18 protein-coding genes are annotated in these 26,068 nt (G+C 66.5%); 2 read left to right on the forward strand and 16 right to left on the reverse strand.

What is annotated here, in order from left to right; translation table 11 throughout:
- The 3 genes from G332_RS12665 to G332_RS0104585 form a co-directional block, all read right to left on the reverse strand.
- On the reverse strand, positions 1 to 6,215 hold a 6,215-nt coding region (locus G332_RS12665; RefSeq protein ID WP_231362875.1), incomplete at its 3' end, for a PKD domain-containing protein.
- Positions 6,216 to 6,706: 491 nt separating this feature from the next.
- Entirely contained in the window at positions 6,707 to 6,910 is a 204-nt protein-coding gene (locus G332_RS0104580) for a cold-shock protein (RefSeq protein WP_018873518.1), read from the reverse strand.
- A 402-nt stretch (positions 6,911 to 7,312) separates the two neighbouring features.
- Complete coding sequence (locus G332_RS0104585) at positions 7,313 to 8,032, reverse strand: SDR family NAD(P)-dependent oxidoreductase (protein ID WP_026340601.1); 720 nt, start codon at positions 8,030 to 8,032, stop codon at positions 7,313 to 7,315.
- Positions 8,033 to 8,271: 239 nt separating this feature from the next.
- On the opposite strand from G332_RS0104585, the gene G332_RS0104590 reads away from it, so the two are divergent.
- Positions 8,272 to 10,221 carry a GNAT family N-acetyltransferase gene (locus tag G332_RS0104590; protein WP_019625820.1) on the forward strand — a complete coding sequence of 650 codons (1,950 nt, stop codon included), beginning with the start codon at positions 8,272 to 8,274 and terminating at the stop codon, positions 10,219 to 10,221.
- Between the two features lie 6 nt (positions 10,222 to 10,227).
- Here the strand turns inward: G332_RS0104590 and G332_RS0104595 are convergent, their stop codons facing one another.
- The 12 genes from G332_RS0104595 to G332_RS0104650 form a co-directional block, all read right to left on the reverse strand.
- Positions 10,228 to 12,243, reverse strand: a complete 2,016-nt coding sequence (locus tag G332_RS0104595) for a methyl-accepting chemotaxis protein (RefSeq protein ID WP_019625821.1) — start codon at positions 12,241 to 12,243, stop codon at positions 10,228 to 10,230.
- Between the two features lie 117 nt (positions 12,244 to 12,360).
- Positions 12,361 to 14,277, reverse strand: coding sequence for an ATP-binding cassette domain-containing protein (locus G332_RS0104600; RefSeq protein ID WP_019625822.1), 1,917 nt, complete (start codon positions 14,275 to 14,277; stop codon positions 12,361 to 12,363).
- A 407-nt stretch (positions 14,278 to 14,684) separates the two neighbouring features.
- The gene (gene ccmI / locus G332_RS0104605; RefSeq protein ID WP_019625823.1) at positions 14,685 to 15,626 is read right to left on the reverse strand and encodes a c-type cytochrome biogenesis protein CcmI; all 942 of its coding nucleotides are present in this window, start codon (positions 15,624 to 15,626) and stop codon (positions 14,685 to 14,687) included.
- Positions 15,623 to 16,138 carry a cytochrome c-type biogenesis protein gene (locus tag G332_RS0104610; RefSeq protein ID WP_019625824.1) on the reverse strand — a complete coding sequence of 172 codons (516 nt, stop codon included), beginning with the start codon at positions 16,136 to 16,138 and terminating at the stop codon, positions 15,623 to 15,625. Before G332_RS0104610 ends, ccmI begins: the two co-directional genes overlap by 4 nt.
- Positions 16,135 to 16,665, reverse strand: a complete 531-nt coding sequence (locus G332_RS0104615) for a DsbE family thiol:disulfide interchange protein (protein WP_019625825.1) — start codon at positions 16,663 to 16,665, stop codon at positions 16,135 to 16,137. The genes G332_RS0104610 and G332_RS0104615 overlap by 4 nt, the downstream gene beginning before the upstream one ends.
- A 195-nt stretch (positions 16,666 to 16,860) precedes the next feature.
- Positions 16,861 to 18,900 carry a heme lyase CcmF/NrfE family subunit gene (locus tag G332_RS0104620; RefSeq protein ID WP_019625826.1) on the reverse strand — a complete coding sequence of 680 codons (2,040 nt, stop codon included), beginning with the start codon at positions 18,898 to 18,900 and terminating at the stop codon, positions 16,861 to 16,863.
- A 2-nt stretch (positions 18,901 to 18,902) separates the two neighbouring features.
- Positions 18,903 to 19,364, reverse strand: a complete 462-nt coding sequence (ccmE, locus tag G332_RS0104625; protein WP_019625827.1) for a cytochrome c maturation protein CcmE — start codon at positions 19,362 to 19,364, stop codon at positions 18,903 to 18,905.
- Positions 19,361 to 19,528 carry a heme exporter protein CcmD gene (ccmD, locus tag G332_RS0104630; RefSeq protein ID WP_019625828.1) on the reverse strand — a complete coding sequence of 56 codons (168 nt, stop codon included), beginning with the start codon at positions 19,526 to 19,528 and terminating at the stop codon, positions 19,361 to 19,363. The genes ccmE and ccmD overlap by 4 nt, the downstream gene beginning before the upstream one ends.
- Positions 19,525 to 20,277: a heme ABC transporter permease gene (locus G332_RS0104635; RefSeq protein WP_019625829.1), complete on the reverse strand. Its 753-nt coding sequence runs from the start codon at positions 20,275 to 20,277 to the stop codon at positions 19,525 to 19,527. The genes ccmD and G332_RS0104635 overlap by 4 nt, the downstream gene beginning before the upstream one ends.
- A 12-nt stretch (positions 20,278 to 20,289) precedes the next feature.
- Positions 20,290 to 20,958 carry a heme exporter protein CcmB gene (gene ccmB, locus G332_RS0104640; protein WP_019625830.1) on the reverse strand — a complete coding sequence of 223 codons (669 nt, stop codon included), beginning with the start codon at positions 20,956 to 20,958 and terminating at the stop codon, positions 20,290 to 20,292.
- On the reverse strand, positions 20,955 to 21,617 hold the full coding sequence (ccmA, locus tag G332_RS0104645) for a cytochrome c biogenesis heme-transporting ATPase CcmA (protein WP_019625831.1): 663 nt from the start codon (positions 21,615 to 21,617) through the stop codon (positions 20,955 to 20,957). Before ccmA ends, ccmB begins: the two co-directional genes overlap by 4 nt.
- Before the next feature lie 369 nt (positions 21,618 to 21,986).
- Positions 21,987 to 23,501: a multiheme c-type cytochrome gene (locus G332_RS0104650; RefSeq protein WP_019625832.1), complete on the reverse strand. Its 1,515-nt coding sequence runs from the start codon at positions 23,499 to 23,501 to the stop codon at positions 21,987 to 21,989.
- A gap of 449 nt (positions 23,502 to 23,950) precedes the next feature.
- On the opposite strand from G332_RS0104650, the gene G332_RS0104655 reads away from it, so the two are divergent.
- Positions 23,951 to 24,376 (forward strand): hypothetical protein, encoded by a 426-nt coding sequence (locus G332_RS0104655; protein WP_026340604.1) that lies wholly within the window; start codon positions 23,951 to 23,953, stop codon positions 24,374 to 24,376.
- Positions 24,377 to 24,485: 109 nt separating this feature from the next.
- Here the strand turns inward: G332_RS0104655 and G332_RS0104660 are convergent, their stop codons facing one another.
- Complete coding sequence (locus G332_RS0104660) at positions 24,486 to 25,826, reverse strand: MFS transporter (RefSeq protein ID WP_019625834.1); 1,341 nt, start codon at positions 25,824 to 25,826, stop codon at positions 24,486 to 24,488.
- Positions 25,827 to 26,068 lie beyond the last annotated feature (242 nt).

The following is a 26,068-nucleotide window of genomic DNA, read 5'->3' on the forward strand; positions in this document are numbered from 1 at the left end:
GTGATGCGCAGGCTCTCTTCGGCCTCGACCGAGACGTCGAGTGCGCCATGCTCGCCGATGTCGAGACGGAACCAGTCCTCGGTATCGCGCTCGTCGCGGTCCCGGTAGCCCAGCAGGCCAGTGCTGTGCCGATCGACCGGGATCGGCTCGCCGTGCTCCTGCACGTCCTCGAGGCTGTCATTCGGGCCGGTATCGTTCGGGATGCTCGGCGCTGTGAGCCGCGTGGTCAGCCGATACGTTCCTTCGCCCCTGGAACGCGCGACCCGGGCATAGTAGGTGCCCGGCGCCAGATCGGCGCGTTCGACGCTGCGGCTCGACGTTGACCCGCCCGTGGACGCGCGCAGGTTGTTGCCGTCGGCGTCCTCCAGCCGGAGAGTGATCCGCAGTTCCGGATCGGCCTCGACCTCGACGCCCAGCGAGCCATGCCGTGGCACCTCGATCGCGTGGCGCTGCTCGCGCGTATCGGAATCCAGTCGGCCGGAGGCCTGCTCCAGGTCGATCACGTCCGGCGGCGTCAGCAGTGCATCGGGATCCACCGTCGCCGCGGGCGGGGCATCCGCGGCGGCAGGTTCGGCCTCATCGGGCGTTGCCGGCGCCGGCTGATCCTGCGCCACCATCACGCTGCGACTCCCGCGGCCGAGGACCAGACCGGCGGCGTTGGTCGCGACCACTTCCACGGTGTAGCTGCCGGGGTTGCTGGCCGAGAACGTCTGGCTGCTGCCGATGGTGCCGTGGGTGCGGGCACCGTCCGGCTGTACCGACCAGCGGTAGCGCACTTCTCCCGGCGGGGTCGGCTGCACGCTGGCGTTCAGCCGCACCTCCTGCCCGGTGACGACCTGGCCACGGGGGACATCGACCAGGCTGCCGCGTTCGGGGTCCCAGGTCTGCGGGGTCGGGCCGCGGTGTACCGGCTCGCTGATCTGCACCTCGTAGGGCTGCCCCGAGTAGGTGGCCTGGATCTCTTCCAGGGTGTCGCCGTGGTAGGGCACCCGCACCCAGACATGCAGCGGGATGTCCTGCAGCGGCGCACGCTCGCCATCGCCCACCGTGAAGCCGATCCGCGACGCATTGTCGGTGTAGGTGCTGCGCGCGCTGGGTTGCACCCAGCGGTAATCAACGAGTTCGGCGGGGAGCGCCGGATCGCTGCGCACCTCCACCTGCACCTCGTCACCGACCCGGGCCTGGCCATCCGGGGGATCGAACACCAGTTCGAACTGCGGCGGCACCACCTCGATCTCGACCTGCTGCGACTCGACCGTTGGCAGGCTGCTGTCCCGGGGCTTGCCCTCGGCCCACAGCAGCACCCGCCCCAGCCGGTCGAAGGTGATTCGCGTCGCCGGCTCGGTGGTCACCGGTTCGTCGAACGTCAGGTCCGGCGTTGCCTGCCAGGTGTAGCGCGTGACTTCGAGCCCGCCGCCGGTCGTCGCCGGCCAGCGGACCTGCGAGCCGTACGTGATCTGGGTCGGCGACTCGGCGATGCGCAGTACCGCGTCCGGCTGGCAGCGCGGCCGGATTCGGTAGTTCCAGGCGGTGCCGCTTTCCGGGCCGTAGACGGTGACCTTGAACGCGTCGGCCGCCGCCTTTTCGAACACGTCGTCGGCCGCGCCCCGCCCCGGGCCGGTCACGCCGCCGGGGTAGAGATCGGATCGGCGCGCGGCGCGCGCGGCCGATCCGCGCCAGCCGGTATCAAGCACCACGTTGCCCACCGGGTACTCGATGACGAACTTGTCGGGCACGGTCATCGCGTCGTAGGAGAAATCGAAGGCCGTGCCTTCGGGCAGGCTGCTGATGTCCCAGACCTCGGTTGTCGTGCCGTAGCCCCCGCTCTTCGACGCGGTCCATTCCTCGCAGACGTCCAGAACCTGCTGGCGTTGTTCCTCCAGTTCGGAAAGATCGGGCGGTTCCGGCGCGGCGGGAGGTTCCGCGGGCGCGGCAGGTTCAGCGACGACCTCGGGCGAGGGCGCAGGCGCGGCCGGGTCTTCGAACTCGATCTCGATCAGGGTGCGGACCGTTTGCACCTGATCGGGAATCCATTGCGGATAGCCGCTGTTGCAACCGCGCTGATAACGCAGCGTGACCTGCGCGGTCACCGGGTAGGTCCTCTCCTCCAGCGCCTGGAACGTCATCTGCCGACCGTCCGGCGTGCGCTGGGCGGTGCCGACCTCTGCGCCGTCCAGCGTCCAGTCGATGTCCAGCCAGAGGTAGTACGGCGGGGTCGTCCCGCAACCGGGCCGCACCTCGTCACCGGCCAGGATGTCGAGCATCGACGCCAGTTCGGCGTGCAGCGAGGACAGGTCGATGCCGAGTGCTTCGAGCTGCACCGATACCCGGTTCAGTTCCGGCGTCTGCGCCGCTTCGGCGAGGGATACGCCGAGTGCCTCAGGGGCTTGCAAGTTCCCGGTATCGACCTGCAGCGTCAGCGTGGCGTCGTCGAGCATTTCCCACCGCTCGCGGAATTCCTGCTCCAGGTCGGCGCGCCGGGAATGCCATTGCGCCAGAATCTCGGGCCCGCACTGCTGCGTCAGGCCGGTGGCCGCGTCGACCGCATCGGGTTCGTCGGGGCTCGCGCGCAGGCCATGCTGCGCAGCGACCGCTGCCCGGTCGGCAATGAAATTCTCGACTTCCTCCGGGGTCGGGAACTGGCGCAGCAACTGCTCGATGCCCACCCGGGGCACCGCTTCGTCAAAGGTGCCGGCCAGCAGGATGCGACAGGGTTCGGCCAGCAGCGGGCCGGGGTCATCGACTTCGACGGTCAGCACCGGGGCGATCACCTGTTCCTGCCCCGTCCAGCTTCCGGGAACCTCCCACTCGGCGAACAGCTCGACGATATTCGAGCCCGGATCGCTGAAACGCAGCTCGACGTCGGCGCCGACCCCCGCCGGCCGGCCGTTGATCTGCCAGCTCAGCGTCGCGTCGTCCGGAATGTTGCGGCGCAATGCGTGGAACTCGTAGGCGCGATCCGGCTCGGCCAGCGCGCCGAGCTCGCGCGGCGGCCGAATCGCCAGTTCGGGCAGCAGGGCATCGGCGTGGACATCGATACTGAGTTCGGCGGTCGCGCTGCCGTCGCGCAATACCCGATCCGATCGGGTCCATTGGGCTCGGACCTCGAGGGTCCGTGGCCCGGGCTCCTCGAACAGATGCAGCAGCGTATCGCCGCGGCCGATTTCCGTGCCGTCCTCGAACCAGACGTAGACCGTCTCCGGCGGAATCGCCGTTGCATCGAGTCCGAATGCGTAGGGTGCATCCGTCGCCGCGCGTTCTTCGATCACCGCCGGTGGCGGCAGAATCGCCAGCGCGGGTTCGACCGGCTGATAGTGAGCACGGAACTCTTCGCGCAGTTCATCGATCCTCGCGCGTTGCGCGCGCGCATGCTCGGAAGCGGCCGAATGCCGAGCACGCAGATCGTGCGCGGCCCACCACTGCACCCGGTACAGCCTTTGCTGAGCATGCGATGCCCCCTGCATCGTCGCCCTGGCTTCGTTCAACCCGATCGTCGCGGCGTGGATTGCCGTCTGGATATGGCGATCGAACGGGGCATCGAGTTGCGCGAGGTTGTCGTTCAGCGCTTCGCGCTTGATCCGCAGCATCTGTGTCTCGTAGCGGTCCAGGTCGTCCATCGTCTCTTGGAACAGACGCACCGCCAGACTGTGATCAAATGCCGGATCGGCGGTCAGTGGCGGCGACCCGGTCAAAGGCCGCTCAAGAAGCGATTCGGCACCGCCAGTCGCGGTGCGATAAAGACTCTCGACGGTATCGCGGATCTCGAGCACCGCCGAATAGGCATCGTGGTAACGCTGCAACGCCTGCATCGCCTCGATGCGCTGCTCCTCGGCGGACCCGAACCAGCGCATGATGACGTTGCGCGTGCCTTCGTGGTTCAACCACGCCATCCCGACGTCGTGGATATCGAGTTCGTGGAACAGACGCTCGACCTCGGCCAGTAACGCCAGCGCGGCCTCGTCGCCGCCCTCGAGCCCCTGCTCGGCGCGATGCCGCGATTCGAGCGATTCCGTCACCGCCGCGCACAGCGCCGCCTCGACATCATCCCAGGCGGCGGTCCGTTGCTCGAGCAATGGCCGCATCGCATGCTGGGCCGCGGGCTCGAAGCGCGACAGCCCCTCCCAGCCCGGCTCTGCCTGCGCCGGCACATGCTCGCCCAGCGCCTCGGCAAAATCGTCGATCATGCCGGTCAGTCCGGCCACCTCGGCGCGCGCATGTTGAACCGCAGGATGCTGCCCCATGAAGCTTGCAGTCCCGCCGTACACGGTGCTCTCGAGCGCGCGCACGAAGGCGCGGGTACCAAAGGCATTGATCCCGCTCAGCACCTCCTGGCTGAAGTTCCGTTCCTCGGACAACGCCAGCGCCCGCGTGAAGATCCCCTCGACCCAGTGTTCTCCACCGGGCTGCAGCACATCGTCGAAGAAGCGGCAAACGGCATCCGACCCGGGCTGGTACCCGTCCAGCCCCGTGAATCTGCCGTCGTCGTCGAAGCTCGCGGTCACGTACAGCACCATGAACTGGTGGTCGAACATGACCGCAGTGGTCAGATCGATCACCGAACCGCCGATCGACTGCACCACCTGCGGCAGCGCGGTCTTGGGCGAAAGCATCAGAATCAGCGACCTGGTCAGCGCGGTGCCGTCGCGTTCGATCAGGCCGGTGTAGAGGTGGCTGGCGACCATCCCGTAGTAGGTCTTCGACGCCAGCGTGCGCCCGAGTGCGATCGCCAGTTCGGCATCGGATTGCGCGTCGCGGACCTGCACCATCAGGTCCAGCCACATCGACAGCGACTGCGCCCGGTTCTGAATCGCCCGGTCGGTGGCGGCGAGGTCGCGGTAGACATCGGCCATAAACTGCGAACTCGCGGTCGGACGGGTCGTCAGTGCCTCGATCTCGGTACCGAACACGCGCAGCAATTGTTGCCCGAATTCGGTCTTTTGCAGGAAGTTGCGCAGGGTGACGACGTCTTCGCGCGCGACCTGCTCGCGCTCGGCCCGGCGCCAGGCCCGAAACTCATCCAGCTGCTGGAGCACGTTCTGCTGTACCTGCCGATCGAGCCGGGACAGCACCTCGCTGCGTTGGCCCTCGGGCAGATCGACCAGTTGCAACGCGAGGACAAAATTGGTCTGGCGGGCCTGCGGACCTTCGGGCATTACCTGGAGGATGTTCCCGAGGGTGTGCGCGTAATTCGCGCGCGCCTGCTGCGCGAGGTTCTGCATGCCTGCGATGTCGCGCGGCGGCGTGCTGACGCCGCGGCCGAACTGGGTGCGCGCCTGCGTGTGCAGGTGATTGTTGACCGAATTGATGCGCCGCAGATACTTGTCACGTTCGTACTCGAGCTGCTTGATTCGGGCTTCGTTGATCGTGCGCTGGCGTGCCGGCACGTCGGCCTGTTCGCGGAGCAGCCGGTCGATGTGCTGCTGCTTGCGCTGGGCCTGATCAACCATCTCGGCGACATACATCCCGGCGTCGTGGTAGTCGATCAATTTCCCCGGCGTGCGCATATGCGCCTCGACCCGGGCCGCCTCGACCCGGCTGTAGGTATCGGCGTCGCGGCGGCCGAAGTGTTCCGCGATGCGCGTGAATTCGGCTTCGGTGGTCGCGTCGTGGGCGACCATGAAATCGGTTCCGGTGTCGAAATCGCGGGGGTCCATCTGCACCGCGCCGCCGCTGCGCCGGCGCACCTCGAGCGCGACGGCCTGACGGTAGGCAGCCTCGACCCGCTGGATGTCCTCGAGCGTGACCGGCCGGCGGTCCTTGCGCCGGACCAGAAAATCCGTATCCGAGCCGACACGCCACTCGCCGGCATCCGGTGCCGGTCGCTGCAGATTGAACTCGTAGTTGTCCAGACTGCTGACCGCCTTGCGCGCGATCCGAAGATTCTCGCGCTGATGCCAGAACATCGCCTCCTGGTACTGACGGTGCGTCAGATCGCCAATGCCGGGTACGCGATCCCAGTACTGCTCGGAAACGCCGCGCAGCGTGTGCAGGTGGTTGATGTTTTTCAGCAGTACCGCCTGGTTGTGCGGGTCGCTCAGGTCGGTGGCGGCACGCCAGATCGCGTCGGCTGACTCGCTCCCGTACGCCGATCCGAACGCGCTGGCGAACAACAGGACAAGGGCGACGAATGCCCGCAATGTGGCACGAGGAACGCGACGCAGGGTTGCAGCCAGAGGTTCGGGGAGAGGGGCTTGTTCCGTACTTGTCGAATACATGGCGCCTGCGCTCGTGAGCAACGCCATGGCGGTGCTTCAAGTGGTTGTTTGTACCGCAATAATCCGTAGGTGGACCAACTATCCAACACCCAGGGCGGCTTCTCTTGGGCTTGTGCGGTTCCGTGGTAACGGTGAGCCTCCAGCCATGTTTCAAGTATAGGTAGCGCCCGCATCATATGCACGTCGGCCAGCCCCATTGGCCATACCCGGCAGATCGGCAGACGGTCGTTGCAACGCGCCACCGGAATCGGCGTTCCGCCGAACAAAGTGGACCCCATGGTCGAGGATGATCGCTACAGAGGGTACAGAGGAAAGCAGGAGCGGTTGGGTGGCGGGCGGGATGCGGATTCGCGCAGCGAATCGCATTCGTTCCAGCGGGCGGCCCGACATCGGTGCGTTTCGCATCGCTCGATGCCGGGCACAAAAAAGGCCGCCCGGAGGCGACCTTTCTCGGACGATCCCGGAGGATCGTCAGCCCTGGGAAGTGCGCCTTAGATGGCGGTCACTTCACCGGCGGCCAGGCCCTTGGCGGTTTCCTGGATTTCGAAGGAGACCTTCTGGCCTTCGGCCAGGGTCTTGAAACCCGAACCGTTGATCGCGGAGAAGTGGACGAACACGTCCTTGCCGCCATCATCCGGGGTAATGAAACCGAAACCCTTGCTCTCGTTGAACCACTTAACAACACCAGTATTCACAACTTGTAACCTCTTCATCTAACAAACAAAAGTGATCGCGGTATGCTGCCAACAGATCAACGGGAGCACTGGTTAAGCAACTAGAAACTTCCTAGTGTTGTCGCTGAACCGCGAGTCACGTCTTCGACTATACGCCCCATTTCCGGCAAAAGCCAACGCCCCTCCATGAACTTTTTTTGGCGCTCCGCCGCCGATTTCCGCACGTTGCAGGATTTGCCACGACGCGCTCGAAGGCACGTGGCCGGTCAAGGACGACTCCCGGGCAGAAGGGAAGGCAGGGAGACCAGCAGGGCCGGACGTTGCGGTGCGGGGCGGTCGGCCTGCGCACGCCCAGCGTCCATGCGGACACCCTTCCTCTCATCTTGTCTTCTGTGGGACACCCTTGGCCTGCACAGACCGGCGTCAGAGCTGGCGGATGTCGACGAAGCTGCCGCGGGGGGTCTGGTGCAGGCGCGGCAGGGTGGCGAGTATGGCGCGCGCGGCGGCCTCGGGGCCGGGCATGTCCTGCGTGCCGCGGGCGGCCTTCAGGCGCTGGAGGACGGGGAAGCTCTCGCGGTCGGCTTCGTCGCACAGATAGTCCTGCATTGCGGTGTCGACCAGGCCCGGGGCGAAGGCGTTGATCGCGGTGTCAGCGGGGAATTCGTGGGCGTATAGCTGCATCATCATGTTCAGTGCGGCCTTGGACAGCGAGTAGCCGCTCCAGCCGGCGTGACCGGAGACCGAGGCGCCCGAGGAGATCGCGATGATCTGGCCGACCCGAATCCGGTTCTGCAGCAGGGCGTCGAGGATGACCTTGTTGGCGAAGGTGTTCACGTCCATCAGCCGGCGCAGTTCGTCCATGGGCGCGTCCTGCATGCGCTGCATGTGTCCCAGGAGCCCGGCGTTGAGCACGACCAGGTCCAGCGAATCCACGCCCTGCAGCATGCGGTCCATCGCGTTGCCGGTCGCGGTGAAGTCGCCGAGGTCCACCGGTTCGTCACCGCTGACCCCGGCCTCGGGACAGCCGCGCCGGCTCAGGCCATATACTCTGGCGCCGCGTTCGAGCAGTACCCGGGTCATCCCCAGGCCCAGCCCGCTGGAGTTGCCGGTCACGAGCGCCGAACCAATACTGCCATCCTGCATGTTCATTCTCTCTTGCTGGGTTGGTGACGGGGATTGTCTACCTTTCAGAGCGCGAAGGCACGAAGCGTGGCGGAGACGTGCGCAATGCACAAACCATTCGGGTTCATCGACATCAACGTAACCATGTACGGCGACCTCCACAGACATTCTCGATTGTGTCCCGGTCGCATACCCTTCCTCCTGCGAGGTGGAGATTCGAGGCCGCATGGGGCGAGGGCCTGTGCGCGGGCAGCGGGGTGATGGTGGCCAGTCCCCCGAGGCGTCTGCTGGCGTTGCCGGAGTCGGATTCCGGCCGCGACCGAGTGTCCCGCTGGCTGGCGCGAATGCCGGCCGGGGTGCGTCTGCTGTGGGTGGGCGCGCGTGCACCGGCCGGTGTGCCGGCCACCCGCCCGGCCCAGGCCGGGCATCGCCTCGGTTCCGAATGCGAGGTAGTGGTGTTCGAGGCAGGCGACCCGGTTGCGGGTGATGCCCTGGCCATTGCTACCGGGCTCCTGCGGGGAGGCGGGATTCTGTTGTTGCTCGTGCAGGCGACACCGGGTTCGGGGGGCTGGGCAAAGCGCTGGCGGGCTGCGCTGCGCGCACCGGTGGTGGAGTGGATCGCGGGTGATCCGGCGCACTGGCCGCTGCCCGCCACGGAAGCTCGGGGGGCGTTTGCGTGGACGCCAGATCAGCGCGCCGCGCGGGGCCTGCTGGAGGCGCTGGCGCCGGGCGAATGCGGCGTGCTCACGGCACCCCGTGGCCGCGGCAAGTCCACGTTGCTGGGGGACTGGATGGCGGCGGCATGGGCCGACCGCGGAATGGATATGCGCCTCACTGGCCCCACCGCGACGGCGGTGAGTGCGGTGGGTGCAGCAGCGCGGGCCCGCCTGGGTTCGTTGCCGGCGGCCCTGGAGTACCGCGCGCCGGGCGAACTGGAGGTGACCGCCGCGCGCGCCGGGACGCTGATTGTCGACGAGGCGGCCGCGCTGCCGGTGGACCGGCTGCTGGGGCTGGCGCGGCGCGCCGGGCGCCTGGTGCTGGCGACCACGACGGGCGGGTTCGAGGGCAGCGGACAGGGGTTTCGCCTGCGGGTGTTGCCGGCCCTGGAACAGGCCGGGGTCCGGGTGCGTCAGGTTCGGCTTGAGACCCCGGTGCGCTGGGGCGTGGCGGACCCGCTTGAAGACTGGCTGGATGGGCTGTTTCTGTTGCGTGCGCGCAGTGCCACGCCGGTGCCCCGGGCCGTGCGGTGGCGCTGGGGTGCGGCTGCCGACCTGGCGGACCAGCCGCAGCGCCTGGAGGCCGTCACGGGTCTGCTGGCGGATGCTCATTACCGTACCCGCCCATCGGATCTGCAACGCTGGCTGGAAGACCCCGCGATGCGCCTGTTGACCCTTGAGGGGGTGGGGCACGGTGGCCTGTTCGGGGCGGTACTGGTGGCCGCGGAGCCGGGACTGAACCGGCCCCTGGCGGAGGCGGTGTGGGCCGGCGAGCGGCGCCCGCAGGGGCATTTCCTGCCCTGTGTGCTGGCCGGCGTCGGGGCTTTGGATCTCGCGGGGCATCCGATCTGGCGGATTCAGCGCATCGCGGTCCATCCACGGTGGCAGGGTCTGGGTCTGGGGCTGCGACTCCTGCGCACGGTTACGGACCGGGCACGTGCGGAAGGGGTCGATTTGCTGGGGGCCAGCTTCGGTCTGGATGCCGGGCTGTTGAGGTTGTGGCGCCGCGCCGGGTTTGATCTGGTCCGGGTCGGGTTGCGGCCCGACCCCTCCAGTGGGCGGCCGGGGGGTGTGGTGTTGCGGTCGGTTGCCACGGCAACGAGTGCGATGCGGGAGCTGGCCGCGGCGCAGGCGCGCGACTGGCCTGAGTGGCACGCACGCTTGTGGCCGGGGCACGAGACGACCCTGGCGAACGCACTGGAAGATGTCATGCCGAAGGTGGTAGCTGCGGATCCCGAGCCCGAGCAGGACTGGCAGGAGATCCGGGCCTTTGCCGAACGTGCCCGGCCGCTGGAGTGGGTGCTGCCAGCCTTGCTGCGCCGGTTGCGTGCCGATCCGCCCACCGACGCGGACGGGCGATTGCTGGCGGCAGCGCTGCTGCCGGATGGCCCGGTCGCCTGGGACGCCCTGGCCGCGCGGCTGCGGGTCTCCGGACGCCGCGGGGTGGTGCGGCGCCTGCGCCGGGCCGTCCGTGCCTGGCGGCGCTGGGACTGATCGACGTCAGAGCCGGAATCGGGCGAGGGCGTGCTGGATCTCGCGCTCCGCCTGCTTCAGTTCGTCCGTGGCGGCGCTGACCCGGTCGGCGCTGTTGGCGGACTGATCGGCCTCGTTGGAGATCTGCACGATGTTGCGGTTGATCTCCTCGGCGACGTTGCTCTGCTCCCGTGCGGCGACCGTGATCTGGTCGGTCATCTCCACAATGGTGGTGACGGCCTGACGGATCTGCTGCAGGGCCGCGTTCACATCGGAGGTGTGCCCCATGGTGGTTTCGGCCTCGTCCTGACCATGCTGCATCGCCGTCACGGCATCGGTAGTGGCGGTCTGCAGCCGCGAGATCATGTCCTCGATCTCGTCGGTGGACTCCTGGGTGCGGGTTGCCAGCTTGCGCACCTCGTCGGCCACGACTGCGAAGCCGCGACCGTGCTCGCCGGCGCGCGCGGCCTCGATCGCTGCGTTCAACGCCAGCAGATTGGTCTGCTCGGCCACGCCGCGGATGACCTCCAGTATGGTTCCGATCTGCTTCGAGTCCTCGCCCAGTCGGGCGACGGTCCCGGCCGCCTGTTCCACGGTGCCGAGGAGCGCGGACATGGACTCGATGTTCTTTTCCATCACCCGTGAGCCATTGTCGACAGCCTCGCTGGCCTGGTCACCGGCCTGCGATGTCGCATCGGTGTTACGCGCGATCTCTTCGGCGCTGCTTTGCATCTCGTTCATGGCAGCGGCGACTTGCTCGGTCTCGTCACGCTGGCGTGCGACGGCCTCGCGGGCCTGATAGGCCTCCTGGTTCAGGTGCTCGGTCGCGCGGTTCAGGGTCTCGGTGCTGCTGCGGGCGTTCCCGACTGCCTGCGCGATCTTGTCGGTGAAGCGATTGAAGGCATGCCCAAGGCGGGCGGTCTCGATCAGGCCGTGTTCATCCAGGCGGCGGCTCAGGTCGCCGTCGCCATCGGCGATCGCCTCCAGGGCCGCGGTGGAACGCGCCAGGGCCCGGCGCACGACCCGGATGATGAAGAACGCGCTGATGACGCCGAGAACGACTCCGATCAGCGCCAGCACGCCCTGAGTGACCCGGGTTGCCCGCATGGTGCCGCCCAGGTCGGCGGCGGCCCCCTCTGCGTGTTCGGTAATGTGCTGGCTGAGGGTCTGCAGTTCGGTGCGGGCCGCGACGATGGCCGGGCCGACCGCGGTGCGGATCAGCCAGGCATCCTGCAGGGCCCGGTCGCTGCCGTGGATGCGGATGATGTCCTGGAGTCCGCGGTCGAGATTGTCCAGTCGCTGTTCGAAGTCCTCCACCGCGATCTGCTGTTCGAAGCCGAGGTCATCGTATTGCTCCCTCAGGCGCGCCACCACGTCGTGGGTCTGGCCCAGATACAGCCGCAGATTCTGTTCGAATGCGTCATCGCGGAAGGCGATAAACCCGCGCAGGTTGGATGTGATCTGCAGCAGATTGCTGCGCAGGGTATGGAAATCGTCCAGTCGCTCAAACGATCGCTGCTCGCGCGGGCGGGCCATTTCCTCGTTGATCATCGTGCTGGTGAGCTGTGTGAGCTCGATGGTCGCCGGGTTGACGCGGGCGTTGGCGACGCCCTGGGCCGGCATGTTCGCGGCCATATCCTCGGCGATCTCGCTCAGGTGGTCGCGGTGGGCCGCGAAGGCATTAATGCGCTCGCGCGCGCGAGCGGCGATCTGCGTCAGCTCTTCGGAGCCCGCAACCATCGGGTCCTGTGCCAAGTTGTGCATGGCCTGGTCGAGGTCTTCCATTGCCGTCAGCCAGGCGTCGCGATGCTCGGATTCCGCGCTCATCAGGTAGAAGCCGAGGAAGGCCGCGCTCTCCTGCAGCAGTTGTTCCACGTCGTTGGCCCGGGCAACCGCCGGATAGTCCGCCTGGGTGAGTTCGTGGATCCCGCGGTCACCCACATTCAGGGCCCTCAGGGCGAGCAACGAGTTGATGATCAGGATGGCGACGACCAGGCCGAACCCGGCGATCAGCAGTCCGCGGATGGAGAGTTTGTCCAGCATGCGATAACTCCTTTTTCGCGCCGTGGTCGGATCCCTGCGCGATACGGGGCCTATGGCAGTTCAACCTCTGTTACGGCCGCCACGGGCAGGAGTTGAGGGGGCTGGTCTCCTCGAGGCTCAGTCGGATTCCAGTTCCTCCCAGCGCTGGTAGCACTGGTTCAGCTCGGTTTCCACCTGCTGCAGCCGCGTTTGCAGGTCACGCATGCGCGTTCCGTCGCGCAGGGTTTCAGGATCGCTCATTGAGGTACTGATGGCCAGTTGCTCCTGTTCCAGGGCCTCGATACGCGTCGGCAGGGTCTCCAGTTCGCGGGCATCCTTGTAGGAGCGTTTGCGCGGCGCAGCCGCGGGCGTGGCGGCTGCCGCCGGTACGGCCGGCTTCGGGTCGGGCTTTTTCGGCATCGCCCCCGGCGTCGCTGCCTGACTGCCGGCCCCTTCCAGCAGGCGTTGGGTGACACGCTCCGGCAGGTCCGACCAGCCGCCGACAAATTCCTCCACCGAGCCGTCGCCGGGCAGGATCAGGGTGGAGGTGGCGACGTTGTCCAGGAACGAACGGTCGTGGCTGACCACGATGACGGTGCCCGTGTATTCGATCAGCAACTGCTCCAGCAGTTCCAGGGTCTCCACGTCGAGGTCATTGGTGGGTTCGTCCAGTACCAGCAGGTTGGCCGGGCGCAGGAACAGCTTGGCCAGCAGCAGGCGGTTGCGTTCACCGCCCGACAGCGCCGATACCGGCTGGCGCGCGCGTGCCGGCGGAAACAGGAAGTCTTCCAGGTAGGAGAGGATGTGGCGGCTTTCGCCATTCACCGTCACCCGGTCGCGCCCCTCACCCACGGCATCCTGCACCGTGGTGGCTTCGTCGAGCCGGGCCCGCGCCTGGTCGAAGTAGGCGATCTCAAGCTGGGTCCCGAGTTTGACCGTGCCGGTCAGCGGAGCCATCTGGCCGAGCAGCCCGCGCAGCAGGGTGGTCTTGCCGGCCCCGTTGGGCCCGACGATGCCCAGCGCATCGCCGCGCTGCAGCAGCAGGTTCACGTCGCGCACGATCGGATGGTCGTAGCCGAAGTCTGCGTGCTCGGCCTCGATCACCAGACGTCCGGAGCGTTGTTCCGGGCTCAGCTTCATCTTGACCTGGCCGCCACGTTCACGCCGCTCGGCGCGTTTCTTGCGCAGGGCCTGCAGGGCACGCACCCGGCCCTCGTTACGGGTGCGGCGGGCCTTGATGCCCTGACGGATCCAGGCCTCTTCCTGGGCGAGCTTGCGGTCGAATTCCGCGCGTTGGCTGGCCTCGGTCTCCAGGCGCTCGGCCTGGCGCTGGCGAAACGTCTCGATCGACGGCGGGTGTTCGTACAGGTGGCCCCGGTCCAGCTCGAGGATGCGGGTGGCCACGCTCTCCATGAACTGACGGTCATGGCTGATAAAGACCACGGTCAGGCCGCTGTCAATCAGGAACGCCTCCAGCCAGCGGATCGCCGCCACATCCAGGTGGTTGGTGGGTTCGTCCAGCAGCAGCAACTGCGGGCGTTGCACCAGTTCGCGGGCCAGCCAGACCCGGCGCTTGAGCCCGCCGGACAGCGCCGCGAATGCTGCCTCCGGGTCCAGCGTCAGGCGCGAGATGGTGGTCTCGACCCGGTTCTGCAGGCTCCAGCCGTCCAGCGCATCCAGCTGTGACTGTACCGGCCCCATCTTTTCCAGCGCCTGCATGTCACCGGCTGCGGCGGCCTGACTCAGGTGATGGAAGCGTTCCAGCAGGCGGCCGACCTCGCCCAGACCCTCCGCCACGACATCGAACACCGTGCCCTCGATCCCCGGTGGCAGTTCCTGAGTCAGGTAGGCCGTGGTCAGACCGTCCTGACGGGTGATCTCGCCCGAATCTGCCTGGGCATCGCCATTGAGCACCTTGAGCAGGGTGGATTTGCCCTCGCCGTTGCGTCCGGCGATGGCGACCCGTTCGCCGGGTTCCAGGCTCAGGCTGACGCCGTCGAGCAGGGCGGCCATGCCGTAGGCCAGGTGGATGTTGCGCAGGGTTAGAACAGCCATGGGTTCCGTGTCTGGCTCGGGCAGGTTGCAGGAGGGTGGCGCCGGTACCGTGCGCGGCGGGTGGCAGACACCGGGGCGACCACTGGAGCCGGGTGTCCTCCGCACGACGTTTGCACGGCTGCGGGGAGTATAGCGGATGCTGGCGCGGTCGCGCGCCGGCTGCCCGGGAGCCTGTCGGATCTGGGACGGATCGGCTGCGCGTGTGGGACAGCGGTCCCTTGTTCCGCGCTCTCTCGTTACATCGTCCCCACCATGCGCCTCGAGAGGCCGAAAAAAGGGTCTCGCCTCCCTTCATGCTCGCAACGATCGTCCAAACCCGACCGGCTCCCGGGGAGACCTGACATCTCCCCGGGTCGCGGGGTGTCGTCGATCGCGACATCGGGCTGCAGCCGGGCGTCGGGGCGCCGTCAGTCTCTGTCTTCGCGGGCGTCGCTTTCTTCGGCCGCCAGGCGGTTTTCGATCTCCGTGAGCTGGCGCCGAATGACCTGAGCCTCCGGCGCGTCCTCCGGGAATTGCGGCAGCAGGCGTTGCCAGCGTTCGCGCGCGGTTTCGAAATCGGCACGCTGGAAGGCCGCAAGCCCGGAGAACCAGAGCGCGTCCGTGTGTTCGGGTTCGACTTCCAGTGCTTGATGGACGTAGGGCAGGGCACGCTGATTGAGATCGTTGTCGTCCTCCGCAGCGAGCATGTCCGCATAGGTGACCAGTACGTTCGGGTCCTGATCGGCCCCGTACCGGATCGCCTGCTCGTAGGCGTGCATCGAGTCCGTATCCTCGCCCATGAGGGTGTAGGAACGAGCCAGCGTCAGCCAGCCCTCGGGGTCCTGTGGATTCTGCTCGAGGCGCGCGCGCAGGCTCATCACCTCCGCTTCGAACTGGGCCTCCGAATCTCCGGGCTGGGCCCTTGCCGGTTCGGGGTCAATAGCGGCGGCCCCGGCGCCGAAGCCGTCATAGATCAGGAAGGCCAGCAGCGGGATCATGATCAGCACGGAGACGCCCGCCGGCAGCCGCCAGGAGACGCCGGGGTGTCGCTGTTGCCGGGAGCCGGCCTGATCGCCGGCCTCGAGCAGGCTGCGCTGCAGATCCAGACGTGCCTTGTCGAATTGCTCGCGCGAGAGGGTCCCGTTGTCGAGATCCGTTTCCAGCTCCGCAAGCTGGGAGCGGTAGATGTCAACGCTGGTCCGAAGTTGGTCGTCCTGCGGGTCGGCATTCTCCGTACCGGGCCCGGAGGCGGTACGGGTGTCCTCGTCCTGCGGGCGTTGCAGGTGTTTGCCGGAGCGCAGCAGGGGTACGAAGACGAACAGCAGGGCAACCAGGGTCAGGGTCGCCGCGATGGCCCAGAAGACAGTCATTGCTTCTCCTTGTCCTTGGTGCGGTTGAGCAGCTTCTGCAGCCGCGCTTCTTCCTCGGGGGAGAGTGCGTCAGGGCGGACCTGCCGACGGCGCCGCCAGAGAGCGATGCCGAGGGCGGAAAAACCGCCGGCGAGCAGGAGGCCCGGACCGAACCACAGCAGATAGGTCGAGGCGTTCATCGGCGGCTGGAAGCGGACGAAATCCCCGTAACGCGAGACCATGTAATCGATGACCTCTTCCTTCTCGGCCCCGTCCCGGACCATCAGGGAAATCTGCCGACGCAGGTCCGCTGCCAGTGGCGCGTTGGATTCGATGAGGTTCTGGTGCTGGCACACCGTGCAACGCAGCTCGCGCACCAGCACCTGGTAGCGCTGGGCCTGCGCCTCGGTCTCGAACTCGATGGGAGCGGATGCCGGTGCGGTCGGCGTATTCGCGCCCACCGCCGCCGGGCCTGCCAGCAGGATGCCGCCAAGGGTCAGTGCGACGGCCAGGCGACTTCGCATTGCATTCATGATTCCGCCTCCAGCTGCCGGTATTTCGGCAGGATCTCGTTCGCGACGATCTCGGGCGTGATCAGCCCGATGTGCTTGTAGCGGATGGTGCCGTTGCGATCGACCAGAAAGGTCTCCGGTGTCGCATAAACCCCCCAGTCGATCCCGACAAGGCCGCTTTCGTCAAAGCCGATCGCGTCGTAGGGGTCGCCAAACTGGGCGAGAAAACGCAGCGCATCCTCGCGCCGGTCCTTGTAGTTGAGACCGTAGACCGGAACCCCTGCCCGGCTCAGTCGGGCCAGCATCGGATGCTCCTGTCGACAGGTGACGCACCACGAGGCCCAGACGTTGACAAGGACCGGTTTGCCTTTCAGATCGGCAGAGGTGAAACGGGCCTCCGGGTCGCGCAGCTCGGGCAGATCGAATTCCGGTGCCGGTTTGTCGATCAGCGGTGACGGTAACTCGGACGGCTCCAGGCTCAGCCCCACCCAGAGCAGCGCCACGAGCGCCAGGAAGGCGACCAGGGGTAGCGTAAAACGCAGTTTCATGGCGTCGAATCCTCCGCCGGCAGGCACAAACTCTCAGCGTGGCCGTGGTTGAGCGGTGTGGTGCCGGACCGCAGCGGCGCTAGCCCGAACCGTAGCGCGGGGTGGCAGGACCCGCGCCGGTGACCGGGTCGAATAATGTCCCATTCGTATATCAATCGCACGAATCTCATTTGAACCGGTTGATGATCGAGGCGGTCAGCCTGCACCCGTCGGCCGCGGTTGCTCGCGATCTCCCGGTACATCGGGTCCGGCTGTGCCGGCGTCATCGGCCGCCAACAATCCCTGGTCGTCATGTTGTGCCCGCCGCCGGTAACGGCGGTCGGAGGCCGCCAGGAAGCCGCCAATCCCCATCAGGACGACACCCGTCCACACCCAGTTCATGTACGGCTTGTAGTAGACGCGCATCACCCAGGCGTCCGCACTGAGCTGTTCGCCCATATTGACGTACAGGTCACGGAACAGCCCGCGGTGCAGCGAGGTGTGGGCCATCGGTTGTTCCTGACTGAAGTACTCGCGCATCTGCGGGTACAGGGTGGTCAGCGGCTGGCCATCGTCGAATACCGAGACCGTTGCCTGGTCGGCCACGAAGTTGGGCCCGTCGACTCGGTCCAGCGAATCGAGGCGGAACTGGTAGCCGCCGACTTCGATAACCTCGCCATGGGCCATGCGCACGTCGCGTTCGTCGTCATACCCGATCACGAAGGTGATACCAATTACGGCCAGGGCAACGCCGACGTGTGCAATCTGCATCCCGGCGTAACTGCGACCGAGACGGCGCAGACGCGTTGTCAGGGGCTGGCGCGATTCGCTGCGGGGGCGAACCCGATAGGCCAGATCGTGCAGCGACGTCCCGATGATCCAGACGCCCAGGAATGCCCCGAGCCCGGCCAGGAACGACCATTGCCCCACGAATACGGGCCAGATCATGCCGACGACGAAACTGAAGGCGAAGATCCAGCGCAGGCGCCAGAGCAGTTCGGTGGCATTGTCCTGTTTCCAGCGCAGACGGGGACCAAAGCCGAGCAGGAGCAGCAATGGCAGCATCAGCGGCATGAATACGGCCTCGAAATAGGGCGGACCCACCGAGATCTTGCCGAGGTTGAACGCATCCAGCAGCAGCGGGTAGATCGTGCCGAGGAGAACCGCGGCCCCGGCCACCGCCAGCAGTACGTTGTTCGACAACAGCGCGGACTCCCGCGATACGAGACTGAAACGCCCGCCCAGACCGACGCTGCCGGCGCGCCAGGCGAAGAGCAGCAGCGACGCCGTAACCACTACCCCGAGGAAGGCCAGCAGATAGAGACCCCGATCCGGGTCTACCGCGAAGGCATGTACCGAGGTCAGCACGCCGGAGCGCACCAGGAACGCCGCCAGGATCACCAGCGAGAAGGTGAGGATGGCGAGCATGACGGTCCAGTTCTTGAAGCTGCCGCGTTTCTCGGTGACCGCCAGCGAGTGCAGCAGGGCAGTGCCGAGCAGCCACGGCATGAAGGACGCATTCTCGACCGGATCCCAGAACCACCATCCGCCCCAGCCGAGCACGTAGTAGGCCCACCAGCTGCCCAGGCCGATCCCGAGCGTCAGGAAGGCCCAGGCGACTGCGGTCCAGGGGCGTGACCAGCGTGCCCAGGCGGCGTCCAGCCGTCCGCCGATCAGCGCAGCGATGGCAAAGGAAAAGGCCACCGCAAAGCCGACATAGCCCATGTACAGCATCGGAGGGTGAAAGATCAGCCCCGGATCCTGCAGCATCGGATTGAGGTCCCGGCCTTCGATGGCGGCCGGCAGCAGGCGTTCGAACGGGCTGGAGGTGAATACGGTGAAGCTGAGGAAGCCGACAGCGACCAGGCCCATCACGCCCAGTACGCGCGCGAGCACCTCCCGCGGCAGACTACGGCTGAAGGTTGCCACGGCCGCACTCCAGAAGCCGAGGATCAGGACCCACAGCAGCAGTGACCCTTCGTGTCCGCCCCAGACTCCGGAAATTTTGTACTGTAACGGCAGCAGGGAATTGGAGTGGCTGGCCACGTAGGCGACCGAGAAGTCGTCGGTGACGAAGGCCCAGGTGAGTGCGGCGTACGCGACCGTGAGAAAGGCGAGCTGTCCGTAGGCGGCACTCCGCCCCACCGACATCAGGGCGACATCCCCGCGTGCCGCCCCCAGCAGGGGCAGGGTGCCCTGCACCAGCGCGAGAATCAGGGCCAGAATCAGGGCGAAGAAGCCAACTTCAGCAATCATGTTCAGAGCCCTTCCGGGCGTTCAACGGTGCGGGCACGCTCGCGCTGGGCCTGCTTGATGGCCTCCGCGGCCTCGGGCGGCATGTATTCTTCGTCATGGCGCGCCATGACCTGCGTGGCGCGAAACACGCCATCCTCCTGAAGCTGACCGACGGTCACTACACCCTGTCCTTCCCGGAACAGGTTCGGCAGGACGCCACTGTAGATGACGGGCACCGCCTTCGCGGTGTCGGTCACCTTGAAGTGCACGGTCACCCCGTCTTCGCCGCGCCGGACGCTGTTGTCTTCGACCAGCCCGCCCAGTCTGAAGGTGCGTTCGAGGGGTACGCTGTTGGAGGCGATCTCCGACGGTGTGTGAAAGAAGACGAGATTGTCGCTGAAGGCGTTCAGCACCAGGGCGGTGATGGCGAGCAGCGCCGCAAGCCCGAATCCGACCAGCATCAGGCGTTTTTGACGTGTTTTCATCGTTCCTCCTGTCTCGACAAGCGCGCCATGCGCTGCAGCCATTGCCACAGACGGCGGCGACGGAAACGTAGCTGGGCGATCTCGACGGCGGTCACACCCGCCATCATGGCGTAGGATCCCCAGACCCAGGGCCAGTACCCGCCCATGGCGAGAAATTCAGTCATGGCTTTTCACTCTCCAGCCGTTCTTGCACCCACCGGGCTCGTCGCTCGCGCTCGAGAATTTCCGTGCGGGCACGGGCCAGGACGACGGCGATCGAATACATCCAGCAGGCCAGAAACATGATGAGGATGGTGACCCACATGATCGTCGCCATGGTGGGTGCCTGCGTCACCGTTATGGATGCCCCCTGGTGCAGTGTGTTCCACCACTGCACGGAAAAATAAATGATCGGGACATTCACGACGCCGACCAGGGCCAGAACCGCGCTGGCATTCGCTGCTCGCTGGCGATCCTCGATCGCGGCATGCAGGGCCATGTAGCCCAGAAACAGGAACAGCAGGATCAGCTCCGAGGTGAGCCGCGCATCCCAGACCCAGTAGACCCCCCAGGTGGGCCGCCCCCACAGGGCTCCGGTCCAGAGGGCGAGGAATGTAAACAGGGCGCCCGTGGGGGCAATGGATTTGGCCATGACCTCGGCCATCTTGATGCGCCAGATCAGACCGATGCCCGCATAGATGGCCATCAGCACGTAAAGAAACATCGACATCCAGGCGACGGGGACGTGGATGTAGATGATCCGGTAGCTGTCGCCCTGCTGATAGTCGGGTGGGGCCACCCAGAGGCCGAGATACAGGCCCATCGCGAACAGGATCACGGAGAGCAGGGCGAAGGCGGGGATCAGCCGCCCGGCCAGATCATAGAAGTTTGCCGGGGCGGTGAAGTGAAACCATTGAATTCGGGTACGGGACACAGCGAACTCCGATCAGTCCAACATGATGCGCACCGCGGCGGCGGTGGCCCAGGGCGTGGTGACGAGTGCGAAGATCAGCAGCGCCCCCAGCAGCGAGAGATGGGCCTGTGCGCTGGAGCCGTGCATCACCGCGTCCACTGCACCTGATCCGAGGATCAGAGGGGGAACGTAGAGCGGAAGGATGAGCAATGCAATCAGCACGCCCCCGCCACGCACCCCGAGCGTAAGGGCGGCACCCACGGCACCGATCAGGCTCAGGATGGGCGTACCGAGCAGCAGGGCCAGCATCAGGACGCCGATCTCCCGCGCCTCCAGGCCAAGCTGGAGTCCCAGCAGGGGGGAGAGCAGGACCAGCGGCAGGCCGGCAACCAGCCAGTGTCCGAAGGTGCGGGTCAGCACCAGCAGGGCAAGCGGGAGAGGGACCAGCAGGAGCTGCTCCAGGCTCCCGTCACGATAGTCATCCGCGAACAGGCGTTCCAGCGACAGCATGACCGCCAGCAGCGCGGCCACCCACAGAACGCCCGCCGCCACGGTCCGGAGGACCTCGGGGTCGGGTCCGATGCCCAGCGGGAACAGCGCCACCACCACGACGAAGAAGCCGGCCACCGTAAGTGCATCCTGGGGACGGCGCAGCGTAAGGACCAGGTCGCGCTGCAACAGGGCGAACAGCGATGCCGTCATGCCGAGCGCTGCGACGGCGCCAGTTCCAGGGTTTGGCAGTCGCCGTCAATGTCGACGATCTGGTGTGTCGTAATGATCAACATGCCGCCTCTGTCAATGTGGTCCTGAAACGTGGTCCGCAGGACCTCGATGACGTGGACGTCGAGGGCCGCATACGGTTCGTCCAGGATCCATAACGGCCGCTTCTGCAGCAGCAGCCGCGCCAGCGCCACCCGCCGTTTCTGCCCCTGAGACAGGTACCGTGCCGGCACCTCTTCATAGCCGCCGAGGCCAAGCCGGTCAAGCATGACCAAGGCCTGGTCGGGGCTTCCCGCGCTGCCGTCCAGGCGTCCGGCATAGGTCAGGTTCTCCAGCGTGGTCAGATCATCCTTGAGGGCGTTCTGATGGCCCAGATATGCCAGACAGGTGCCGGGGCCTTCTTCGAGACGCTCCAGGGGCTGGCCGTCCCAGAAGATGGTGCCCTCAAGCGGTCGTGACAGGCCGGCCAGCATGCGCAGCAGAGTGGTCTTGCCACTGCCGTTGGGGCCGGCGACCTGCAGGAGCTGGCCCGGGTTCAGGGTGAGATCGAGAGCGCTGAACAGCAGGCGCACGCCGCGCTCGACGGCGAGCCCGCGGGCGCGGAATTCCCGAGGGGGATGAAGGAAACGCTCCTGGTTCACGGAAGTGGGTCCCGGTCGCATGGCGAGGGTGTATTGTGCCCGACGCGGCGTCCGCTGGGTACGGAGGTTCCGACCGGATCTGGCGCTGGGTGGCTGGACGCTTGCATCGAGCCTTCGTCTGGGTGTCAGTGGGGGCCCTGTGTGATCCATCCTCGGGGGCCGGAGCATCACCGCCTTCGGGATGCCGTCTCAGGATGAGGGGGGTGGATCCGGCCCGAATCCGGCCGAATTCGGCTTGAACCAATGTGAGCCTGGCTCGCGCAGCGAGCCGAGGATGATTGGGTTGTTCAGTGTTGCCTTGCTCGGGCGAGTGGTTGTGCCCGCCCGGGCGGGCCGTCGCGCGGTCCGCCCGGAGGGTAGTGCGCTGCGCTATTGCTGTACGCGTGCCTCGTGGAACGCCATGCTGCGTGGTGCCAGGTGTTCGGCAGTGGCCCCCAGTTCCATGATGCGGGGCTTCATGGGTTCGAAGACCAGGTTGTAGAGCATTTCGGCACGCACATACGCGGCTTCCGTCGGAATCTCATCGTAGGAGATGACCCGCTGTTCATGTGGTTCCAGGCGGGTGTCCTGACGGACCTGGGTCGCTACCGGCGGCATCGCCGGCTTACCCTCGTCATCGCCGAGCTGATAGAACATGTACGCTTCCGGTGCCTCGTGCTGTGGATGGTCGGTGTAGTTCTCCCAGACCACGTTGCCGGTGCTGTCCAGCGCGGTAACCCGAACCTTGACGTTTCGGAACGGTGCCCCGGTGGGCATCTTGTGCGGCAGCAGGTTGGTGATTTCGACATCCGCACGCACGTTTTCGCCGTTGCGGCGGGCCTTCACCTCCATGCGGACGGCGCGCGAGAGCATGTGCGGGTCGTGTCCGCCACCCATGCGGTGGCTGGCGTGGTCGCCGGTGGTTGGCATATGGCAGGACTGACAGGTGACCTGCGAGCCACTTTCGTCAATCTCGCTGCCCGTATCGCACAGAGGCACGCCCTGCGGGTTGGGGCGCTGTTCGTGACAACCCAGGCAGAGTTGCGAACTCTTCATCATCGACGGGTTGCTGTCCATTGGCAACGCAGCATCGACATGATTCCCGGATGCGTCCTGGCGCGGGATGTGCGGGTTGGTTACGTCGCTGTCGTGTTTGGCGACCTGATCGAAGGGGAAGCCGCGCGGCCCCTGCAGGCGGTTTTCGTCCATTTCGTAGGCAAGGATACCAAGGCGCAATCCACCCCCTTCACGCTCAACGCCCCGGTAGCCCGAGATCTGGTGACAGGTCACGCAGCTCACGCCCTCGGCGTAGGCATCCTTCGCGTCCAGCTTGGTGACCTGATCCCTGGCGGCGTTGGGTGCATGACAGTTCAGGCACACCGGGAACGTCCCCGAGCGGTTATGGACCTGGTCGTGTTTGCGCGGGTCCCCGACTTCTCCGCGGTACATCAGCTCGTGGATAGGGTCCTTCAGCGCCGTGCTGTTGCGGTGCATCGACTGCTTCCATTCATCGTAGATCTCCTGATGGCAGGATGCGCAGACCTCGGCGGACACGTGATGCAGGGGCCCTTCCACTTGAAATGCGGCCGGCTCCGCGGCGTCCAGGGATGCATAGAACGCAGCCAGCTGTTCGATTGCCTCGTCCGACAAGCCGGCGCTCAGGGCGCCCATGGTCCCGCTTTCGCGCTCGCCCGAGCGGAACTCATGCATCATCTGGACAAATTCGTTTTCCGGTATGCCGGCAATCGGCGGGTTGGGGCCCATTCCTTCGCCAGCAGCGCCGTGGCATGACGCACAGGACTGACCGGCCAGCGCCGCGCCGGCTTCGATATCGACCTCGGCAGCCGCCGGGATAGAAAGGAAAAGGGCCAGCCCGAGGGCCGATGCCCAGAGTCGCATCTTCATGTTGCCTCCCTTGATGGATCTTGTGTGGTGCTGCTCGGTGCCCCGGTGGAATGGCTGCGGGCCCTGGATGGATTAGATAGACGCCGCTGCGGGTTTTTTCATCAAGTGCATCAATATGTTCTTACCTTCGGGCTTGCGCAGATAGGTACCCGCGTCAGTGCCGGGCTGGATGGCCCGAGTCGGTGGTCGTGCCGTATATGCAAGTCCGAGAAGCCGATTGCCCGTGGGTTTCGGGCCGCCACGGGAGGGCATTTCTTGATGGGTGTCATGGCCGAAGTCGCGAGGGTGTCTGGCATTGGCACACAGCGATGAGGCTGCCTCGTCTGACGGCCTCGCTCGCGGTCGTCCTTGTGCAAGAAGCCAGTGTTTCCCCTGGGGCGCGAGTTTTACCCGGGTTGCCGGTAGACTCGGCAGCCGCTTGGCCATTGGATGATCGGAGAGGAACAGAGATGAGTGCAGAAGCAAACGGAGGCGCCCGGATGCCGGGGTGGGGCAAGGCCCTGATTACCATTGCCGTGCTGGTGGCGGCAGCGACCCTGATCTGGAGCCAGCTCCCGCGCGGTGCGTTCCCGACCGACCTGGACCGCATCGGTCAGGGCCAGCCGGTGGTGGTTGTGGTGCGGGATATCGCTTATGTGACCGGAGCCGAAGTCATGGACCGCCTGAATCAGGTGCGCCCGGACTATGCGGATCGGATCGAATTCATGGCCGCGCACCACGGACGACCTGAAGGCCAGGCATTTGCCCGTGACCACGGCGTACGCGACGGAGCCGTCGTGCTGTTCGATGCTCAGGGTCACCGCATCGGCGCCCTGGAGGCGCCGGAGACCGAGGCCGAGATCAGAGAGCTGCTGGACCGCGCTGCCCCGAGGTAGCCCAGTGCCCCTGCTTACGCCAGTCTGCGTGTGCCCGGTCTGTCAGGGCCGGATGGGTGTGGGCGCGGCCTGAGGGATAGCGGTCGGGCAGTTTGCCCGTGCGGCCGCGTCAGGCCTCGCGCATCAGCGCTGCGCTGACTGCACCGGAAAGGCTCATCAGTGCGAGTACGAAGATCGCGACTTCGGTGCCGGCGAGCTGCGCCAGCAACCCGAACAACCCGCCGACCAGCAGCAGTGCGCCGATCACTGTATTACTGACAGCGGTGAAGGCGGCGCGGGTCTCCTGAGTTGCCATGTCCACCAGATAGGTCTTGCGCCCCAGTCGCACCCCGGCATGGCTGACGCCGAGCAGGAAGAACAGCGCGGCGAAGACCCAGCCACCAGGCACCAGGGCATGATCGGTATCTGCCGGCGCGAACCATATGGCCAGCGCGACCGCGATCCCCAGTGCGGCGGCCAGCAGCCCGGACAGGATCAGGACCCCGCGCGCGGAACGATCGGACAACCGTCCCCAGACCGGTGCGGAGACCGCCGAGGCCAGTCCGCTGGCCAGGATCAGCAGGCCCAGGGTGCCCAGGTCGCCGCTGGTGGCATCCTCTGCCAGCAGCACGTAGAACGGCAGCGCCAGGGCGGTGCTCATCAGCAGGGCACGGGTGAAGACGAAGTGAGCAAATGCGCGGTCTGTCCACAGCAGGCGGATGGAGCGCAGGGCCTCGACCACGGCGTTGGCACCGCCCGCGGTGGCACCGGGGGTCTCGCGCAGCCGCGCGAAGGTAGCGCCGGCCACCCACCAGGCACCGGCGGAGGCCAGCAGCAGCGCAACGAAGACGCCGACGCCGGCCTCCTCGAGGTTGGCCAGGGTCAGGTAGACGCCCAGCCCGAGGGTAAAGAAGCCGGCGGCGGAGGCGGCATAGCCCATCACCGTGCCACGCTGGTGCTTGGCGATGGTCTTGCCCAATACATCCTTGGAGGCAACCGAATTGAGGCCGCGTGCCAGGGCGAACAGGGTCAGCAGACCGAGGATGGCCCAGCCGGCGGCGGCCCCCTCCAGGGTCACTGCGACAATGGCCATCCCGGCCACGGCCAGCCCGGACAGCACACTGCCCAGAATCCAGAAGCCCTTGCGGATGGCGCGGCGGCGGATCGAGGCGGCGACCACCAACTGCGGCAGCAGCGAGCCGGATTCGCGGATGGGCACCAGGAAGCCGGCGAACGCGGCCGGGGCTCCAAGGGCCCCGAGCAGCCAGGCAAGCACCAGCCGGGCAGAGGCCAGTTCATCGCCGATCTTGCTCAGGGTATTCGCGATCAGGTGGACGAAGAAGTTGGCCGGCTGTGCGCGGCAGGCCTCCTCGGGGATGTCCTTGCAGACCCGCGCGTCTTCGTCGCCGGCGATGGTCTCGTAGAGTGCGAGCATCGGGCGCGGCAGTGGGTCCCGGGTGTTTTCGGTCATCGGTGCAATCCGGTGTGAATGGGGTTCCGGTTCCTGTTCCGTCTGCGCCTGGCCTGGCGGCGAGGGTGCCGCGGTCGCTGCGTCACCCCGGAAACCGCGCGGCGGTTATCCGGGGGCTCCACGGGGTGGGATTGTACCCGTAGGCTGGGACTGAACCGGCGTGTGGAGACCCCGGCTCTGTGTTGCACTGCGGCCGGGATGACGAAGAGGGGCGGGCCATGCACGCTCCCGACCGGGCCCTG

This window comes from Thioalkalivibrio sp. ALJT (genome assembly GCF_000381825.1).
Lineage (GTDB): Bacteria > Pseudomonadota > Gammaproteobacteria > Ectothiorhodospirales > Ectothiorhodospiraceae > Thioalkalivibrio.

Excerpts from the sequence above, each read along its gene's own strand:
- ccmD (WP_019625828.1), bottom strand. The coding sequence starts at position 19,528 with ATGACTGAATTTCTCGCCATGGGCGGGTACTGGCCCTGGGTCTGGGGA.
- G332_RS0104610 (WP_019625824.1), bottom strand. The coding sequence starts at position 16,138 with ATGAATGCAATGCGAAGTCGCCTGGCCGTCGCACTGACCCTTGGCGGC.
- G332_RS0104590 (WP_019625820.1), top strand. The coding sequence starts at position 8,272 with ATGGTGGCCAGTCCCCCGAGGCGTCTGCTGGCGTTGCCGGAGTCGGAT.
- G332_RS0104595 (WP_019625821.1), bottom strand. The coding sequence starts at position 12,243 with ATGCTGGACAAACTCTCCATCCGCGGACTGCTGATCGCCGGGTTCGGC.
- G332_RS0104660 (WP_019625834.1), bottom strand. The coding sequence starts at position 25,826 with ATGACCGAAAACACCCGGGACCCACTGCCGCGCCCGATGCTCGCACTC.
- G332_RS0104650 (WP_019625832.1), bottom strand. The coding sequence starts at position 23,501 with ATGAAGATGCGACTCTGGGCATCGGCCCTCGGGCTGGCCCTTTTCCTT.
- G332_RS0104620 (WP_019625826.1), bottom strand. The coding sequence starts at position 18,900 with ATGATTGCTGAAGTTGGCTTCTTCGCCCTGATTCTGGCCCTGATTCTC.
- ccmB (WP_019625830.1), bottom strand. The coding sequence starts at position 20,958 with ATGACGGCATCGCTGTTCGCCCTGTTGCAGCGCGACCTGGTCCTTACG.
- G332_RS0104615 (WP_019625825.1), bottom strand. The coding sequence starts at position 16,665 with ATGAAACTGCGTTTTACGCTACCCCTGGTCGCCTTCCTGGCGCTCGTG.
- ccmI (WP_019625823.1), bottom strand. The coding sequence starts at position 15,626 with ATGACTGTCTTCTGGGCCATCGCGGCGACCCTGACCCTGGTTGCCCTG.
- G332_RS0104600 (WP_019625822.1), bottom strand. The coding sequence starts at position 14,277 with ATGGCTGTTCTAACCCTGCGCAACATCCACCTGGCCTACGGCATGGCC.
- ccmE (WP_019625827.1), bottom strand. The coding sequence starts at position 19,364 with ATGAAAACACGTCAAAAACGCCTGATGCTGGTCGGATTCGGGCTTGCG.
- G332_RS0104585 (WP_026340601.1), bottom strand. The coding sequence starts at position 8,032 with ATGCAGGATGGCAGTATTGGTTCGGCGCTCGTGACCGGCAACTCCAGC.
- G332_RS0104655 (WP_026340604.1), top strand. The coding sequence starts at position 23,951 with ATGAGTGCAGAAGCAAACGGAGGCGCCCGGATGCCGGGGTGGGGCAAG.